Annotated in this window: 12 protein-coding genes; 5 read left to right on the top strand and 7 right to left on the bottom strand. The window is 64.5% G+C overall.

Annotated elements, in window-relative coordinates; genetic code table 11:
- Positions 1-115 precede the first annotated feature (115 nt).
- The 4 genes from J5M67_RS16370 to J5M67_RS16355 all read left to right on the top strand — a co-directional run bounded on the left by J5M67_RS16370 (position 116) and on the right by J5M67_RS16355 (position 3,831).
- Positions 116-1,510, top strand: a complete 1,395-nt coding sequence (locus J5M67_RS16370) for an FAD-binding oxidoreductase (protein ID WP_207886394.1) — start codon at positions 116-118, stop codon at positions 1,508-1,510.
- 155 nt (positions 1,511-1,665) lie between these two features.
- Positions 1,666-2,331, top strand: coding sequence for a fumarylacetoacetate hydrolase family protein (locus J5M67_RS16365; RefSeq protein ID WP_207886393.1), 666 nt, complete (start codon positions 1,666-1,668; stop codon positions 2,329-2,331).
- A gap of 83 nt (positions 2,332-2,414) precedes the next feature.
- The gene (locus tag J5M67_RS16360; RefSeq protein WP_207886392.1) at positions 2,415-3,335 is read left to right on the top strand and encodes an SdiA-regulated domain-containing protein; all 921 of its coding nucleotides are present in this window, start codon (positions 2,415-2,417) and stop codon (positions 3,333-3,335) included.
- Between the two features lie 118 nt (positions 3,336-3,453).
- The gene (locus J5M67_RS16355; protein ID WP_207886391.1) at positions 3,454-3,831 is read left to right on the top strand and encodes a NirD/YgiW/YdeI family stress tolerance protein; all 378 of its coding nucleotides are present in this window, start codon (positions 3,454-3,456) and stop codon (positions 3,829-3,831) included.
- A gap of 197 nt (positions 3,832-4,028) precedes the next feature.
- Here J5M67_RS16355 and J5M67_RS16350 read toward each other — a convergent pair whose 3' ends face one another.
- The 7 genes from J5M67_RS16350 to J5M67_RS16320 all read right to left on the bottom strand — a co-directional run bounded on the left by J5M67_RS16350 (position 4,029) and on the right by J5M67_RS16320 (position 12,085).
- Positions 4,029-5,060, bottom strand: coding sequence for a histone deacetylase family protein (locus tag J5M67_RS16350; RefSeq protein ID WP_207886390.1), 1,032 nt, complete (start codon positions 5,058-5,060; stop codon positions 4,029-4,031).
- Positions 5,061-5,159: 99 nt separating this feature from the next.
- Positions 5,160-6,545 (bottom strand): APC family permease, encoded by a 1,386-nt coding sequence (locus J5M67_RS16345; RefSeq protein WP_207886389.1) that lies wholly within the window; start codon positions 6,543-6,545, stop codon positions 5,160-5,162.
- A 388-nt stretch (positions 6,546-6,933) separates the two neighbouring features.
- Positions 6,934-7,983: an extracellular solute-binding protein gene (locus J5M67_RS16340; protein WP_207886388.1), complete on the bottom strand. Its 1,050-nt coding sequence runs from the start codon at positions 7,981-7,983 to the stop codon at positions 6,934-6,936.
- Between the two features lie 44 nt (positions 7,984-8,027).
- Positions 8,028-8,816: an ABC transporter permease gene (locus tag J5M67_RS16335; RefSeq protein WP_207886387.1), complete on the bottom strand. Its 789-nt coding sequence runs from the start codon at positions 8,814-8,816 to the stop codon at positions 8,028-8,030.
- Complete coding sequence (locus tag J5M67_RS16330; RefSeq protein ID WP_207886386.1) at positions 8,813-9,727, bottom strand: ABC transporter permease; 915 nt, start codon at positions 9,725-9,727, stop codon at positions 8,813-8,815. Before J5M67_RS16330 ends, J5M67_RS16335 begins: the two co-directional genes overlap by 4 nt.
- On the bottom strand, positions 9,724-10,773 hold the full coding sequence (locus J5M67_RS16325) for an ABC transporter ATP-binding protein (RefSeq protein ID WP_207886385.1): 1,050 nt from the start codon (positions 10,771-10,773) through the stop codon (positions 9,724-9,726). The genes J5M67_RS16330 and J5M67_RS16325 overlap by 4 nt, the downstream gene beginning before the upstream one ends.
- A gap of 295 nt (positions 10,774-11,068) precedes the next feature.
- Positions 11,069-12,085 carry an AraC family transcriptional regulator gene (locus J5M67_RS16320; protein WP_207886384.1) on the bottom strand — a complete coding sequence of 339 codons (1,017 nt, stop codon included), beginning with the start codon at positions 12,083-12,085 and terminating at the stop codon, positions 11,069-11,071.
- 135 nt (positions 12,086-12,220) lie between these two features.
- Between J5M67_RS16320 and J5M67_RS16315 the strand changes: the two genes are divergently transcribed.
- The gene (locus J5M67_RS16315) at positions 12,221-13,150 is read left to right on the top strand and encodes an SdiA-regulated domain-containing protein (protein ID WP_207886383.1); all 930 of its coding nucleotides are present in this window, start codon (positions 12,221-12,223) and stop codon (positions 13,148-13,150) included.
- Positions 13,151-13,155 lie beyond the last annotated feature (5 nt).

The raw sequence follows: 13,155 nt of genomic DNA, 5'->3' as shown, positions 1-13,155 counted from the left end.
GCGCCAAGTGGCGATCTGCTTGGGGTGCGTATGCTAGCATGTTCTCCCTTTTCCTTGCCCGGTTGCGACCTGAGCTGTTCTCAGGACGACCATGAATCCTTTGAGAGTTCCTCCCATGACCCGCGAAGCCCTGATCGAATCGCTCAAGCCCCTGCTGGAGCCCGGCAAGCTGCTGACTGACGCCGATTCCCTCGAGACCTACGGCAAGGACTGGACCAAGCATTTCGCCCCGGCGCCGCTGGCCATCGCCTTCCCCAAGAGCACCGAGCAGGTCCAGGCCATCGTTCGCTGGGCCAATGAGCACAAGGTCGCGCTGGTCCCCTCGGGCGGCCGCACCGGGCTCTCCGCCGCCGCCGTCGCCGCCAACGGCGAGGTGGTCGTGGCCTTCGACTACATGAACAAGATCCTCGACTTCAACGCCTTCGACCGCACCGTGGTGTGCCAGCCTGGCGTGGTGACCAAGCAGCTGCAGCTGTTCGCCGAGGAAAACGGCCTGTACTACCCGGTGGACTTCGCCTCCTCCGGCTCCAGCCAGATTGGCGGCAACATCGGCACCAATGCCGGCGGGATCAAGGTCATTCGCTATGGCATGACCCGCAATTGGGTGGCCGGCCTGAAGGTCGTCACCGGCAAGGGCGACCTGCTGGAGCTGAACAAGGACCTGATCAAGAACGCCACCGGTTACGACCTGCGCCAGCTGTTCATCGGCGCCGAGGGCACCCTGGGCTTCGTGGTCGAGGCTTCCATGCGCCTGGAACGCCAGCCGAAGAACCTCACCGCCATGGTCCTGGGCACCCCGGACTTCGATTCGATCATGCCGGTGCTGCACGCCTTCCAGAGCAAGCTCGACCTGACTGCCTTCGAATTCTTCTCCGACAAGGCCCTGGCCAAGGTCATGGCCCGTGGCGACGTGCCGCCGGCCTTCGAGACCGACTGCCCGTTCTATGCCCTGCTGGAGTTCGAGGCGACCACCGAGGAAGTGGCCAACGAGGCGCTGGCGACTTTCGAACATTGTGTAGAGCAGGGTTGGGTGCTCGACGGCGTGATGAGCCAGAGCGAGCAACAGCTGCAGAACCTGTGGAAGCTGCGCGAGTACATCTCCGAGACCATCTCCCACTGGACCCCGTACAAGAACGACATCTCGGTGACCGTCAGCAAGGTTCCGGCCTTCCTCAAGGACATCGATGCCATCGTCGAAGCCAACTACCCCGACTTCGAAGTCGTGTGGTTCGGCCACATCGGCGACGGCAACCTGCACCTGAATATCCTCAAGCCCGAGAACCTGACCAAGGACGAGTTCTTCGGCAAGTGCGCCACCGTCAACAAGTGGGTGTTCGAGACCGTGCAGAAGTACAACGGCTCGATCTCCGCCGAGCACGGCGTGGGCATGACCAAGCGCGATTACCTGGGGTACTCTCGCTCCGAGGCTGAAATCGGCTATATGAAGGCGGTCAAGGCGGTGTTCGATCCCAACGGGATCATGAACCCTGGCAAGATCTTCGCCGAGTAAGTCGCTTTATTCAGAAGGGCCGGCTCTTTGGATAGAGGGGCCGGCCCTTTGCATGTTCGCGTCACGGAATATGACGGTGCCGCCAGCAGGTGCGGGCCGCCGCGCGGGAGCATGGGCTCCGGCGAACCCTAATTCCACCCGTTCAGGAGTCGGTCATGAGTTACCAGCATCAGTACATCGACGGCACCCCGATCCATTTCACCCTGGGCAAGGTGGTGTGCGTCGGCCGCAACTACGCGGAGCACGCCAAGGAGCTGAACAACCCGGTGCCGACCGAGCCGCTGCTGTTCATCAAGCCCGGCTCCTGCACCGTGCCGCTGGCCGGTGGCTTCGCCATTCCCGAGGAGCGCGGCGCGGTGCACTACGAAGCCGAGATCGCCGTGCTGATCGGCAAGCCGCTGTCGCGCAAGCCGAGCACCGAGGAAGTGCTGGACGCCATCTCCGGCTACGCACCGGCGCTGGACCTGACCTTGCGCGACGTGCAGGCCAAGCTGAAGGAAAAGGGCCTGCCCTGGGAGCTGGCCAAGTCCTTCGATGGCGCCTTCGTGCTGGCACCCTTCGTCAGTGCCGACCATTTCCCGGACCCGACCGACATCGGCATCCGCCTCACCATCGACGGCGAAGTCCGCCAGGACGGCAACAGCCGCGACATGCTCAACCCCATCGTGCCGCTGATCCAGCACATCTGCGGGCACTTCTCGCTGCAGCCGGGCGACGTGGTTTCCACCGGCACGCCAGTCGGAGTCGGGCCGCTTTCCAGCGGCAATGAATTGGTGCTGGAACTTCCCGGCGCCAGCCGCTTCGAAAGCCGCGTGCTTTAACCGTTGTCCCGCCGAAGGCCGCCGTTTGTGCGGCCTTCGTTCGTTGCGGGGCGCCTTGTCCGAAACCACCCACAAGAGTCGCCATGACCATCTCCGTCCTTCGTTCTCGCTGGCTGCTGCTGGCACTGCTGCTCCTGCTGATCGTGCTCGCCGTGCTGACCGTGCGCTTCCACTGGGACGACCGCGCCCGTCTCTGGTTGCGTGAGCAGGACACCAGCGCGCAGGAGCGTGCCGAGAGCGTCTGGCTGCCCAGCTACCGCGCCGTAATCCAGGCCAAGCAATTGACCGGCGGACTCGAAGGCCAGGAGGCCTCGGACCTGGCCTATAACCCGGTGACCCGCACCCTGTTCACCGTGACCGGCAAGAAGCCGCTGCTGGCCGAGCTGTCCCTGACCGGCGACGTGCTGCGGGTGATTCCGCTGCTGGGTATGTCCAACCCCGAGGGCGTGGCGGTGCTGGAGAACGGCAACATCGCCGTGACCGACGAACGCAAGAACTCGCTGACCATCTTCCACGTCGATCCGCTGACCCGTGAGCTGAGCACCGAGAAACTGGCCAGCTTCGATCTCGGCCCGCGCGGGAAGAAGAACAAGGGCATCGAGGGCATCGCCTGGGACCCGCGCCAGCACCGCCTGGTCCTCGGGCAGGAGCGTGACCCGCTGGCGCTGTTCAGCCTGCCCAGCGACGGTGGTCCGAGCGTGAGTGGCGCCCTGCAGCCGCTGGCCAGTGACCTGCTGATGACCAACGTATCGGCGCTGAGCATCGATCCGCGTACCGGCCATGCCCTGGTGTTGTCGGCGGAATCGCACCTGCTGCTGGAACTGAATGAGAAGGGCCAGCCAGTGAGCTTCATCAGCCTGCTCGGCGGCCTCAACGGCCTGCACGGGAAGATTCCGCGCGCCGAGGGTGTGGCCATCGACGAGCAGGGCACTATCTACATGGTCAGCGAGCCCGACCTGTTCTACGTGTTCAAGCGCGAAGCAGTGCCGGCCAAGGCCGACTGATACAGGTCGGGGGGCTGTGGCGCCCGGGGCGTTTAAGTTTGGGTTAAGCACGGATTCAGGCTGGTTTCAGCCACCGGCAATAAGCTGACCCCATCGAAAACGCCCTGGAGGCCAATCCATGAAACTGACTCATCTCCCCCTGATCGCTGCCGCTGGCCTGTTCTCCACCCTCACCCTGGCCGCCGGTTACACCGGCCCGGGCAGCGACGCCAAGCCCGCTGCCGCCGCTACGCAGGTCACCACGGTCAAGCAGGCGCAGTCCGCCGCCGACGATACCCCGGTGGTGCTGGAAGGCGTGATCACCAAGCGTATCGGTGGCGAGCACTACGAGTTCAAGGACGCCACCGGCAGTATTCAGGTCGAGATCGACCACGACGACTGGCCGGCGGGCGCGTCGGTCTCCGAGAGCACCAAGGTGCGTCTGACGGGTGAGGTCGATCATCACAAGCAGAAGGCCACCGATATCGACGTGGATCGCGTCGAAGTCCTGCAATAAGCCTGCCCCAATAAAAAGCCGCGCCGGGAACCTCATCCCCGGCGCGGCTTTTCTCGTTTTTGCGTAGGGCGTACAACCGTTCGCGGTTGTACGCCGATTCAACTGGCTTATGGTCAACGCCGAGGATCGGCATCGAGCGTGGCGTAACCCAGGCCAGGCGGTATAACGCGGAGCGTTATACGCCCTACGGGCAGGCATCAGCCGATACTGTCGAAGCCCTGCAGCACGTTCACAGCATTGATGCCGATTTCCTCCACCGCGTAACCGCCCTCCATGACGAACAGGGTCGGCAGGCCGAGCCTGCCGATGGCTTCGCCCATGCGCAGGTAGTCCGGGCTGTCCAGCTTGAACTGGGAGATCGGGTCTTCCTTGAAGGTGTCCACGCCCAGCGAGACGATCAGCACGTCCGGGGCAAAGGCGGAAATCTGCCGGACCGCCGCCTGCAGCGCCAGGCTCCACACCGACCAGTCGCTGCCCGAGGCCAGCGGGTAGTTGAAGTTGAAGCCTTCGCCCACGCCCTGGCCCTTTTCGTCGGCGTAGCCGAGGAAGTAGGGGTACTCGAAGCGCGGATCGCCATGGATCGAGGTGAACAGCACGTCGGCGCGGTCGTAGAAGATGTCCTGGGTGCCATTGCCGTGGTGATAGTCCACGTCGAGGATGGCGACCCGGCTGGCGCCCTGGTCGAGGATCGACTGGGCGGCGATGGCGGCGTTGTTGAGGAAGCAGTAGCCGCCCATGAAGTCCGCCGAGGCGTGGTGTCCCGGCGGGCGGCACAGAGAGAATACCGAGCGCGCGCCCTTGGCCAGTTCGGCCTGGCCGGTCATGGCCACGTTCACCGAGCTGGTGATCGCCTGCCAGGTGCCTGCGGTGATCGGTGCGCCGGCGTCGAAGGAGTAGTAGCCCAGGCGCCCGTCGATGCTGTCCGGCTCCTTCTGCCGCAGACGCCGGGTGGGCCAGGCGATCGGCAGCATGTCGTGGGTGCGGCCGGTGGCCAGCCAGTCGCGCCAGGCGTGTTGCAGGAAGCGCACGAAGCCCTCGTCATGCACCCGCAGGATCGGCTCCAGGCCGAAGTCGCGCGGGCCCTGGATGTCACCCAGTTTCACCGCCTTGACCCGGTCCAGCACCATGTCGGCGCGGCTGGGCTTCTCGTAGCAGGGAGTGAACTGGCCGCCGATCAGCTCGTGCTGACCGTGGTGCAAGCGATGGTCGTCGGTGTAGATCGTCAACATCACGCGCTCCTCATGGCGCCCGGCGGCGCCCGCTGGTTCCGGTTGTCAGGTTGCGTTCGACGCGCGTGGGGCCGGGCCCGGGGCGTGTCGAACACAGGGTCAGGCGTTTTCCTCGAAGTTCACGCTCGGTGCCTTGCGGCGGAAGCCGCCGGTGTGCACCGCCAGATAGGTGAAGCCGACGGCGAACCAGCTCAGGCCGACGATCAGGGTCAGCTGAGACAGGCTGGTCCACAGCCACAGGGTCAGGCACAGGCCGATGAAGGGGATCAGCCCGTACTTGAGCAGGTTGGCCGCGCCGCGACGGCGCTCGACGCCCAGGTAGGTGCGGATCACCGCCAGGTTGACCACGGAGAAGGCCACCAGGGCGCCGAAGCTGATCATCGAGGCCAGGGTGGTCAGGTCCAGCACCACGGCGAGCAGGGAGATCGCCGAGACCACCAGGATCGCCACCACCGGCGTCTGGAAGCGTGCGTGCAGGACGCCGAACAGGCTGCGCGGCAGGATGCCGTCGCGGCCCATGGTGAACAGGATGCGCGACACCGAGGCCTGCGAGGCCAGCGCCGAGCCGATGCAGCCGGCGATGTAGGCGGCGGTGAAGAAGTTGGTCAGGAATTGCCCGCCGGCCTTGAGCATGACCTCGTTGGCCGCCGAGTCGGCGTTCTGGAACACGCTGCCGGGGAACACCAGCTGGCTGATCACCGCCAGCAGGGTGAACATCAGGCCGGCGATCACGGTGGTGATGATGATCGCGCGCGGGATGTCGCGGCGGGCGTCACGGGTTTCCTCGGCCATGGTCGAGACCGCGTCGAAGCCCAGGAACGACAGGCACAGCACCGCCGCACCGGCCATCAGCGGGGCGAAGCCGGGTTGGCTGCCGTCGCCGACGAAGGGCAGGCTGAAGTCTATCGCTGCGCCGCCGGCCAGGCTCTTGATCGACATGACCACGAACACCACGATGAACACCAGCTGCGCGCCGACGATGACGTTGCTCATGCCGGCCACCTGGCTGATGCCGACCACGTTGAGCACGGTGACCAGGGCGATGGAGGCGACCACGAAGACCCAGGCCGGGATTTCCGGGAAGGCGATGTTCATGAACAGGCCGATGAGCAGGTAGTTGATCATCGGCAGGAACAGGTAATCGAGCAGCAGCGACCAGCCGGACAGGAAGCCGACGGCCGGGCCGAAGCTCAGGCTGGTGTAGGAGTAGGCCGAGCCCGAGATCGGGTACTTGCGCACCATGAAGCTGTAGGAGGCGGCGGTGAACAGCATCGCCAGCAGGGTGATCAGGTAGGCGGTGGCGGTACGGCCGCCGGTCATCTCGGTGACCACGCCGTAGGTGGTGAACATGGTCAGCGGGACCATGTAGACCAGGCCGAAGAAGACCAGGGCGGGCAGGCCCAGGACGCGTTTCAGGCGGGCATCGGCGGAGGCCGTGTCACCCTTGTTGGTGTGTGCAGTGCTGGCGCTGTGTTGGCTGGCCATGGGGGATTCCTCGCGATTCTTGTGTTCTAGTGCGGGCGGGCGGCGTTCGGTGGCCGTCCGGATGTCGTCGGCTTACGGCTCAGCCGCAGCGATGACGACGCGCGAGGAATGAAGGGCTGTGCTGCAGGGTGACGCAAAAGCTGGTCATGGGCGTTCTCGGGGATTTGTTCTTGTGGATAACGCGCTCGCGTTCCCTTGGGATATTCCCGCGCCACTGATCGTGACGCCGGAGCTGGCCGCCTTTCCTGCCGCTCCCTGCGCGAGCGGCCCGACTCTAGCAACCGGGGTGGCCGGGCAGAACCCTGCAAAGGGTCAAAAAGGGATCGAAATGGCCAAAATGACTGTCAGGGTCACCCGGCGCGCACCGCCGCGCCGGGTGCCTTCCGGATCATTTCTTCAGCTTGGTCCACACCTTGGAGCGCAGTTGCAGCGCCTTGGGCGAGCACAGCTGGAAGGGTTTCAGGCGGTCCAGCTTGTCGGCCGGGGTGTTGATCGCCGGGTCGTCGAACAGCTCCTTCTCCATGTACTTGTCCGAGCCTTCGATGGCGTTGTTGTACTTGGCGAAGTTGGAGGCGGCGGCGATGTTTTCCGGCTGCATCATCCAGTTGAGGAAGACGTGGGCTTCCTTGATGTTGGTGGCGTCCTTGGGAATGGCCAGGTTGTCGATGAACAGGCGGATGCCTTCCTTCGGATAGACGTAGACCAGGCTGGCACGCTGGGCGTGGGCGCGGTGGAAGGCGCCGTTCCACTGCTGGTGCATGGAGACTTCACCGGCGGCCATGCGCTCGATGGTGCCATCGCTGTTGTACATCGCCAGCATCGGTTTCTGCTTGAGCAGCAGCTCCTGGATCTTCGCCGCTTCCTTCGGATCCTCGGTGCATTCGTTGATGCCCAGGTAGTAGGACGCCGGGGCGTACAGCTCCTCAATGGAGTTGAGCGCCACCACCTTGCCCTTCAGCTCGGCCGGCGGCTCGAAGAAGGGCTTCCAGCTTTCCTCCAGTTTGCCGCCCGGCACCTTGGCGCTGTCGTAGCTGTAGCCGGTGGTGCCCCACAGGTAGGGGATGGTGTAGTCGTGGCCCGGGTCGTAGCTCAGGGTCTTGAACTTGTCTTTCAGGTTGGCCAGGTTCGGCAGCTGCGCCTTGTCGAGCTTCTGCAGCAGGTCTTCCTTGACGAAGATTTCGATGAAGCTGTCCGAGGGCACCACGACGTCATAGGCGCCACCGCCGGCCTTGAGCTTGGCCAGCAGGGTTTCGTTGCTGTCGTAGGAGTCCAGGGTGGCGTGGATGCCGGTGTCCTTCTCGAACTTCTTCAAAAGCTCCGGCGGGAAATAGTCCGACCAGTTGGCAAAGTGCAGGGTGCCTTCGGCATGGGCGCTGCCGGCCAGCAGCAGGCTGGCGGCGACGAGCGCACGGGCGATGGGGGTACGGCGGAATTTCATCGGTGAAGCTCCTTGCAATGTTGTTTTGTTTTGGCGGCAGGAGGTCAGCGGCGACGCTGGCCGACGTAGTACGACAACGCAACGAACGCGATGGAAATCAACAGTATTATTGAAGAAATGGCGTTGATCTTCGGGGAAATCCCCATGCGGATGGAGCTGAAGATATACACCGGCAGGGTGGTGGCCCCGGCACCGGCGACGAAGTAGGTGATGACGAAGTCGTCCATCGAGATGATGAACGCCAGCATCGCCCCGGAGAGGATGCCCGGCATCAGCAGCGGGAAGGTCACCTTCCAGAAGGTCTTCCAGGGCGAGGCGTAGAGGTCCGCCGCCGCTTCGGCCAGCCTGGGATCCATGCCTTCGAGACGCGCGCGGATCGGCAGGTAGGCGAAGGGGATGCAGAACACCACGTGCGCCAGCAGGATGGTGAACAGCGACAGTTTCAGGCCGATGAAGGCGAAGAACATCAGGGTCGCCACGGCAGTGACGATCTCCGGCACCAGCAGCGGCAGGCCCAGCACGCCGCTCATCAGACCCTGGCCACGGAAGGTCCGCCCGCGCATGCCCAGGGCGGCGAGGGTGGCCAGCGTGGTGGAGATGATCGTGGCGAGGCTGGCGACGATCAGCGAGTTCTTCGCCGCGCGGAGAATTTCCGGATCGTCCGCCACCACCGAGTACCATTTCAGGCTGAAGCTTTCCCACAGGGTCGCCGACTGGCCGCTGTTGAAGCTCAGCACCACCAGTACGAGGATCGGGATGTAGAGGAAGGCGAAGAACAGCCAGGCGGCGGGCCGCACGCCGGTGAAGCGCCAGAGCGGGTTGGCCGACTTCATGGATGACCTCCCGCGGTGCCCTGCTTGAAGCGCATGCTGTAGATCATCATCGCCAGCAGCACGAAGGCCAGCAGGGCGAAGGACAGCGCCGCGCCGAACGGCCAGTTGTGCGCCGTGCCGAACTGCAGCTGGATCAGGTTGCCGATCATCAGCGACTTACCGCCCCCCAGCAGCTCGGGAATGATGTAGCTGCCCAGCGAGGGGATGAACACCAGGATGCAGCCGGCGACGATGCCGGGCATGGCCAGTGGCACGATGATCCGCTTGAGCGCCTTCCAGCGGTTGGCGCCCAGGTCGAAGGCCGCTTCCACCAGGCGCCAGTCCATCTTTTCCAGGCTGGTGTAGATGGGCAGGACCATGAACGGCAGGTAGGTGTAGAGCAGGCCGATGATCACTGCGTTGTCGGTATAGAGCAGGCCGATGGAGGCGTCGGAGAAGCCCAGCCCGTGCAGCCCCTCGTCGATCAGGCCGCCGTTGCGCAACAGCAGGATCCAGGCATAGACCCGCACCAGCAGGTTGGTCCAGAACGGTACCGTGACCAGGAACAGCAGCAGGTTGCGCCGGCGTTCGTCCTGCAGCGCCAGGTACAGCGCGGTGGGGAAGCCGATCAGCAGGCAGCCCAGGGTGGTCAGGATCGACAACCAGAACGAGCGCTGGAAGATGCCCAGGTAGTCGGCGTTGAACGACAGGCTGTCGTCCAGGTCGCGCTCCCAGAGGAAGTTGATGTAAGCCTCGACGGTGTGCTGGCCCCATTTCACGCCGCCGTAGTCCCCCGGTGCCTGGATCGACACGGCGAACATGATGCCCAGCGGCAGGACGAGGAACACCACCAGCATGATCATCGCCGGGCTGGTCAGGGCCAGGCGATTGAACAGCGATTTGCGTTCGGCTTGTGCGCGCAGCGTACTCATTCGGCCAGTACCCGGATGGCGGTGGCGGGTACGCGGACCCGTACCCGTGCGCCCGGGGCGTGGGTGGAATGGGCGCCGTCGCGGTTCTGCTGACGCACGCGGAAGCCGCCCTGACCGGCGACATTGAGGTGGTACACGGTGTCGGTGCCGACGTAGACGATGTTTTCCACCACGCCTTCGAGCTGGCCGTCCTGGGCGAGCTCGGTGCGTTCCGGGCGGATCGCCAGGGTCACCTTGCCCGGCAGGGTGGTCGCCGCCGGCAGCACCTGGCCGTCGGGCAGGCGCACGCCGTCGCCGCTGGATTCGCCTTCGAGGAAGTTGGTCTCGCCGATGAAGTCGGCCACCAGGCGGTTGACCGGCGCCTCGTAGATTTCCGTCGGCGTGCCGATCTGCATGACCTTGCCGCGACTCATCACCGCGATGCGGTCGGACATGGTCAGGGCTTCTTCCTGGTCGTGGGTGACGAAGATGAAGGTGATGCCGGTCTCGTGCTGCAGGCGCTTGAGCTCGATCTGCATCTCCTTGCGCAGCTTGAGGTCCAGCGCGGAGAGCGATTCGTCGAGCAGCAGCACCTTGGGCCGGCTGGCTAGGGCGCGGGCCAGGGCGATGCGCTGCTGCTGGCCGCCGGAGAGCTGGTCGGCGCGGCGCTTGCCGACGTCCGGCAGGCGCACCAGGTCGAGCATCTTCTGCACGGTGGCATCGATGTCGCTGCGACTCTTGCCCTGCATTTCCAGGCCGAAGGCGATGTTTTCCGCCACCGTCATGTGGGGGAACAGGGCGTAGCTCTGGAAGACGGTGTTGACCGGGCGCTTGAAGGGCGGGAGGCCTTCCATCGCATCGCCGTAGAGGCGGATGCTGCCGGAGGAGGGTTGTTCGAATCCGGCGATCAGTCGCAGCAAGGTGGTCTTGCCGCAGCCCGAAGGCCCGAGGAGGGTGAAGAATTCGTTGGCGCGGATTTCCAGTGACACGTCGTCCAGGGCTTTGAGGCCTTGTCCGGGTGTACCGAACTCCATGCATATCCGCTCGATGGTGATCGCGCTGGTCATGCTGGTACCATGCAGTTAAGCAGTTGTTATTGTTGAGGTTTTACGGTTTCTGAGACCGTTTCACCTAGCTGCGGATTGATAATGACCAAGCAGCCCGGTACGCAGAACGATAGATCAGGCCAATAAGGGATAAATCAGGCCAAGTTGAAAATAGCCTCTGGAGTGCGGGATTTCAGGCGTCAGCGGGATGGCGTTCCGAGGGCTTTTCGTAGGAGCGAGCTTGCTCGCGAACAATCGCCGTGGGGCCGGGTTCGCGAGCAAGCTCGCTCCTACAGTGACGTTTCCGGTCGTGGCTTCAGCCCCGATACAGGCTCGGACTCGACCCGCTCCAGCGATGGAACGCATGCCGGAAGCTCGCCGTCTCGCTGTAGCCGAGCTGCTCGGCGATCAGGTAGATCGGCAGGTCGGTGTCCTTGAGCAGTTGCCGCGCGCGGTCGAAGCGCACCTCGTCGAGCACCTGTTGATAACTGGTGTTCTGCTGCTGCAGGTGGCGGCGCAGGGTGCGGGTGGAACGGTGCAGGTGTCGCGCCACGGTGTCCAGGTTGGCGGTGTCCTGCAGGTGACTGGCCAGGTGCTGGCGCAATTGCTCGATCACGTCGCCACGGTTGCTGAGCGTCGCGCTCATGCGCAGGCATTGCTGCACGCCGTTGTGGCAGCTCACCGGGTCGGCCAGCGGCAGCGGGCGGTCGAGCAGCGCCGGGCTGAAGCAGAGGGCGCTGGTCGGCGCACCGAACTCGACGGGGCAACCCAGGCGTTCGGTATAGGTTTCCGCGTGCAGCGGCGGACGGTAGGCCAGCAGCAGGCGGCGCGGGCGCACCGACTCGCCGAGCAGGTCGCGGATCACCGTGAGCAGCGAGGTCAGGCACAGCTCGGTGTTGAACACCGTCAGCTCCGGCGCGTACCGGTAGCCGTCGGCGGTCAGGTGGACTTCATCGCCCTGCGGGGTCAGCGCCAGGCGGAAGTAGGTGCCGAGCAGATCGGGGAAGGACAGCGCCAGTTGCAGCGCGTCGCGCAGGGTGCGGCTGGCGAGCATGCTGTAGCCGAGGATGCCGTAGGCCGAAACGTGCATGCGCAGGCCAAGATAGAGACCCAGCGCCGGATCGTGGTGGCAGCTCAGGGCATTGGCGAAGACCCGCAGTTCCTGGGCATGGGTGATGAGCTTGTGCGGGGTCAGCAGGTCCGCTTCGCCGATGCCGCTGCCTTCCAACAGCCGTTGGCGCGGAATGCCGGCGTGATGCAGCACCTCGGTCGCCAGCACCACGGTGTGCAGGGTGGCTTGCTGGCGTTGTTCGGGGAGCAGATGCTGGGCCATCTGTATACCTCTTGCGAAGGATCGGACGGTCTTGCGCTAACCTGACTCTAGCCTGCCCGCAGCCACCGATGGCCTTTAAGTTTGGCTTCAGGCGCCACTGCCAATCTGCCACGCCAACCCAACCCCGAGCTCTCCATGCGCCGTCTGCTCAAACCGCGCCGTTTACTCCCGTTGCTGGCGCTGCTCGCCCTGGCCTCGCTGCTTGCATTGGGCCAGAGCTTCCGCATGTATGAACGCGCCTGGTTCAAGCTCAACGAATGGCGTCACGCGGCGCAGTGGAAGGGCAAGTCCATCTGGTTGCCCGACTACCGGGTGGTGCTGGAGGCGCAGCCGATCGAGGGGCTCGAGGAGAACGTCTCGGCGCTGACCTACGATCCGGACCGGCAGACCCTGTTCACCGTTACCAACAAGCACAATGAACTGATCGAGCTGTCGCTGGAGGGCAAGGTGCTGCGCAGAATCGCGCTGCACGGTTTCGGCGATACCGAGGCCATCGAATACATCAGCCGCAACGTCTATGTGATCACCGACGAAACCCACCAGCGCCTGCTCCGCGTCGAATTGCGCGACGAGACGAAGGAGCTGCGCGCCGAAGACGCCCAGCAACTTGCCCTGGCGCTGGGGCGCGGCGGCAACAGTGGCTTCGAGGGGCTGGCCTACGACGCGCAGGGCAAGCGCTTGTTCGTCGCCAAGGAGCGCAATCCGGTGCATATCTACGAGGTGCGCGGCTTCCCCTACGAGCAATCGCAGCAGCCCTTCGCGGTGCATGTGGTAGAAGACCTTAAGCACAACCGCAACCTGTTCGTCCGCGACCTCTCCAGCCTGCAGTACGACGAGCGCAGCGGGCACCTGCTGGCGCTATCCGACGAGTCCCGGCTGGTGCAGGAACTCAGCGCCGATGGCGAGCCGATCAGCACGCTGTCGTTGCTGCGCGGCATGCAGGGACTGCGGCGCGGCGTGCCGCAGGCGGAGGGTATCGCCATGGATGAACAGGGTACGTTGTACCTGGTCAGCGAACCCAATCTGTTCTACGTGTTCAGGAAGCGCGAGACGGAGACGCCTTGAATGCC

This window comes from Pseudomonas sp. 30_B (assembly GCF_017491605.1).
Taxonomy (GTDB): domain Bacteria; phylum Pseudomonadota; class Gammaproteobacteria; order Pseudomonadales; family Pseudomonadaceae; genus Pseudomonas.
Note: the sequence above shows the minus strand (reverse complement) of the source record. Positions and strands in the feature narration are given on the sequence as shown.

Bases quoted from the DNA above. Each gene is read 5' to 3' on its own strand.
- J5M67_RS16365 (WP_207886393.1), top strand. From the start codon at position 1,666: ATGAGTTACCAGCATCAGTACATCGACGGCACCCCGATCCATTTCACC.
- J5M67_RS16370 (WP_207886394.1), top strand. From the start codon at position 116: ATGACCCGCGAAGCCCTGATCGAATCGCTCAAGCCCCTGCTGGAGCCC.
- J5M67_RS16320 (WP_207886384.1), bottom strand. From the start codon at position 12,085: ATGGCCCAGCATCTGCTCCCCGAACAACGCCAGCAAGCCACCCTGCAC.
- J5M67_RS16340 (WP_207886388.1), bottom strand. From the start codon at position 7,983: ATGAAATTCCGCCGTACCCCCATCGCCCGTGCGCTCGTCGCCGCCAGC.
- J5M67_RS16355 (WP_207886391.1), top strand. From the start codon at position 3,454: ATGAAACTGACTCATCTCCCCCTGATCGCTGCCGCTGGCCTGTTCTCC.
- J5M67_RS16335 (WP_207886387.1), bottom strand. From the start codon at position 8,816: ATGAAGTCGGCCAACCCGCTCTGGCGCTTCACCGGCGTGCGGCCCGCC.
- J5M67_RS16325 (WP_207886385.1), bottom strand. From the start codon at position 10,773: ATGACCAGCGCGATCACCATCGAGCGGATATGCATGGAGTTCGGTACA.
- J5M67_RS16330 (WP_207886386.1), bottom strand. From the start codon at position 9,727: ATGAGTACGCTGCGCGCACAAGCCGAACGCAAATCGCTGTTCAATCGC.
- J5M67_RS16350 (WP_207886390.1), bottom strand. From the start codon at position 5,060: ATGTTGACGATCTACACCGACGACCATCGCTTGCACCACGGTCAGCAC.
- J5M67_RS16345 (WP_207886389.1), bottom strand. From the start codon at position 6,545: ATGGCCAGCCAACACAGCGCCAGCACTGCACACACCAACAAGGGTGAC.
- J5M67_RS16360 (WP_207886392.1), top strand. From the start codon at position 2,415: ATGACCATCTCCGTCCTTCGTTCTCGCTGGCTGCTGCTGGCACTGCTG.
- J5M67_RS16315 (WP_207886383.1), top strand. From the start codon at position 12,221: ATGCGCCGTCTGCTCAAACCGCGCCGTTTACTCCCGTTGCTGGCGCTG.